General features: G+C 31.5%; 4 protein-coding genes and 1 riboswitch. All 4 genes read left to right on the top strand.

Features of this window, described 5'->3' with window-relative positions:
* The first annotated feature begins 266 nt into the window (after positions 1 to 266).
* A riboswitch (cobalamin riboswitch) is annotated at positions 267 to 446 on the top strand.
* A 125-nt stretch (positions 447 to 571) separates the two neighbouring features.
* Positions 572 to 1,414, top strand: coding sequence for a sirohydrochlorin cobaltochelatase (locus tag ACMOUI_RS10430; RefSeq protein WP_418965635.1), 843 nt, complete (start codon positions 572 to 574; stop codon positions 1,412 to 1,414).
* 45 nt (positions 1,415 to 1,459) lie between these two features.
* Positions 1,460 to 2,317, top strand: a complete 858-nt coding sequence (locus tag ACMOUI_RS10425; protein ID WP_418965634.1) for an ABC transporter substrate-binding protein — start codon at positions 1,460 to 1,462, stop codon at positions 2,315 to 2,317.
* Entirely contained in the window at positions 2,314 to 3,345 is a 1,032-nt protein-coding gene (locus ACMOUI_RS10420) for a FecCD family ABC transporter permease (RefSeq protein WP_418965633.1), read from the top strand. Before ACMOUI_RS10425 ends, ACMOUI_RS10420 begins: the two co-directional genes overlap by 4 nt.
* Positions 3,346 to 3,347: 2 nt before the next feature.
* Positions 3,348 to 3,482 (top strand): ATP-binding cassette domain-containing protein (locus ACMOUI_RS10415; RefSeq protein ID WP_418965636.1); only part of this gene is annotated, 135 nt, incomplete at its 3' end.

Genomic DNA, 3,482 nt, shown 5'->3' with positions numbered 1-3,482 from the left:
CATCTATACCTGTCATAGCTAATCTAACGCTTAGAAATAGAAGAAGAAGTTTATTTTCCTTTCTCAACTAGTGGATAAGAGTGCCAAAAGATGTTTTTTTCATAAAAAATTTCTCCTTAATATACATTGTTTTTCTAATTTAATAGTAACGTTTTTTTTATGTAAAAGTCAATACTTCTAGATATAAATAATATAAATAATAGATGATAATGTTATAAATTTTAGATAATTTGATTGAAATTTGTACGATAAAGTGTTAATATTAATTTAGATAAAAATATAATGGTTCAATTTGATTAAAAGGGAATTGAGTGCAAATCTCAAGCGGTCCCGCCACTGTATAGGGGACGAAAACAGTAATACCACTGAGGTTGTTAGAATCTTGGGAAGGGCTGTGAGTAGGGCGAATCTAAGTCAGGAGACCTGCCATTATTTAAAATTCTGCGAGGACAGAGAAGGTAATGTTTTTTACGCTTCTCTTTTAGTGTTTCCAAAAGGGAGGTTTTTTTTATTGGTAAAAATTTTTAATTAAGAAAATAGATATATTAAAATTGATATGGGGAGATTAGAGATGAACTTTTATAAAAATATGGAAAAGGGTGCAATTGTAGTGGCACATTTTGGAACTACACATGAGGATACAAAAGAGAAAACAATCGATATAATAAATGAAAAAATAAAAAAAGAGTTTGATAAGTTAGATTTTTTTCAGGTCTATACATCAAGAATTATAAATAGAATTCTTCTAAAAAGAGGAATAGAAAATCTAAATACCACTCAAATTTTGGAAAAATTAGCGGCTAAAGGATATCAGCATGTGATAGTGCAGCCAACTTATATAATCAATGGAACAGAGATGGAAGCCTTAAAAAGAGAGGTGGAGTTATTCTCAGATAAGTTTGAGGATATTAGAATTGGAAGCCCACTATTGACAGGGGTAGAGGATTACTTTAAGCTAGTAAATATTATAGAGGAAGAGTATAAGGATTTAAAAGAGGATGAAGGAATAGTTATGATAGGACATGGAACGGAACATCCAGCTCTGTCATCATATCCAATGTTAGCCTATGTGACTAGAGATTTAGAGAGACCAATATATATTGGAACAGTTCAAGGATACCCTGGATTAGATAATGTTGTGAAGGAGCTAAAGAGAGATAAGAAAAGGAAAGTTACTTTGATGCCACTTATGTTTGTTGCTGGAGACCACGCTAAGAACGATATAGCTGAGGATTGGAAAGAAGCTTTAGAGGAAAATGGTTTTGAGGTAGAGGTAAATTTAAAGGGGTTAGGAGAGATTGAATCTGTTCAAAATATCTTTATAGAAAAGGCAAAAGAGTTAGAAAATACTCAACCAGAAGATATATTAGTAAAAAAAGCAGAGTATGCTAAAGGGAGAAAAGCTTCTCATTAATTTGAAAGAGATAAGCTCTTCCGCTTTTTATTAAAAGGAGAGATTATGAAAAAAATACTATTATTTTTATTGATAACTACTTTAAGTTTTTCTACAGAGAATATAAGAGCAGTTTCAACATCACAGTTTACAACAGAGATTTTATTGGCCATTGGAGCTGAAAATCAACTTTTAGGAACAGCTTATTTAGATGATGAGATACTTCCTGAGTTAAAAGAGAAATATGATAAAATTCCAGTTTTATCTAAAGGAGCTCCAACAAAGGAGCAATTTTATGCATTGAATCCAAACTTTTTAACGGGATGGAAATCTATAGCAACTCCTAAAAATTTAGGAACAAAGGAGGAGCTAGAGGAGAATGGGGTGAATGTATTTTTTCCAAAATCTCAAGATTCCCATAAAATTGAGGATGTATATGAGGATATCTTAACTTTTGGAGATATTTTTAACTTAAAAGAGAATGCTAAAAATGTTATAGAAAATATGAAAAAAGATATAGAAGAGGTTAAAGAGAAAAATAAAAATAGAAAAAGTATTAAGGTATTTGCATATGATAGTCAAGAGTCAGCTCCATTTGTAGTAGGTGGAAATGGTATTGGGAACAGTATAATTGAAATAGCTGGGGGAGACAACATCTTTAAGGATACAAAGTTTGCTTTTGGAGTTGGAACTTGGGAAAAAGTACTAGATGAAAATCCTGAGTTTATTGTGATTGTAGATTATGGAAATACAAGCTATGACAAAAAGGTGAGGTATTTAAAAAATGATTCTCCAATTGCTCAGCTAGAAGCGGTAAAAAAAGATAGATTTATAAGAGTTCCACTGAGTTATATCTCTTCAGGAATAAAGATAAGTAAAGGTATAGAGATCATTTCCAATAGATTAAGTGAGGATAAAAAGTGAAAGTAAAGGATAAAAATATAATTATAAGCTCTCTTATTTTAATCATAATTTTAGGAACAGTGGCAGTTACAATAGGAAGCGTTTCTCTTTCTCCAACTCACGTTTGGAAAATATTAATAAATAAATTTTTTAGTAAAGAGGTTTTTTCTATTGAATGGAAAAAATCTACAGAGATGATTGTTTGGAATTTGAGAGTACCAAGAGTTATTTTAGCCTTATTAGGGGGAGCTGGTCTGTCTTTAGTGGGCATTTTGATGCAAGCATTGACAAAGAACTCCTTAGCGAGTCCATATATTCTGGGGATATCTTCTGGAGCTAGCACAGGGGCAGTTATATCCATTGTACTGGGAAATGTTTTAGGTTGGAGTTTTTCTCCAGGGGTAGGAGCATTTATTTTTGGTACATTTACAGCATTTTTAGTTTTTTATTTAGCTGGAAATGGAGGGTATTCCAGTACAAAATTGGTTTTAATAGGAGTTGCAGTGTCATCTCTATTTTCTGGAATTACAACATTTTTAGTGACAACAGCTAAAAATGAATCTCAGTTGAGAGGAGCTATGTTTTGGATCTCTGGAAGTTTAGCTGGAGCTAGATGGGAGAATTTAATGACACTATTTATGGTTCTAGTGATATCAACTATCTTAGTATCCCTAAAATATAGAGAGTTGAATATCTTAATAGCTGGAGACGAGTTAGCAGAAACATTGGGAGTTGATGTTAAAAGATTAAGATTTTTTATAGTTATTATCTCAACTTTTTTAACTGGCTTTATAGTTTCAGCAACTGGAGTGATAGGCTTTGTGGGACTGGTTATTCCCCATATATGTAGGGGATTAGTTGGAAGTAATCATAAAAGATTGATTCCATGTGCAATCCTTTTAGGTGCTCTATTTTTGTTGGGAACAGACACTTTAACAAGAACGATATTTAAAACACAAGAGATTCCAATAGGAGTCATAACATCTATGTTAGGTGCTCCATTTTTTATGAGTATGTTAAGAAAAAATAGTTATAATTTTGGAGGATAATTGTGATTAAAATAGATAACCTAGATTTTAAAATAGAGAAAAGAGATATTTTAAAAAATATAAAATTAAATATAAAAGAGAAAAAATTTATCGGTATAATCGGTGAAAACGGTTGTGGAAAAAGCACACTTCTAAAG

The organism is Cetobacterium sp. (assembly GCF_048470075.1).
Lineage (GTDB): Bacteria > Fusobacteriota > Fusobacteriia > Fusobacteriales > Fusobacteriaceae > Cetobacterium_A.
The sequence above is the reverse complement of the archived record's forward strand: the minus strand, read 5'-3'. Positions and strand labels throughout refer to the sequence as shown.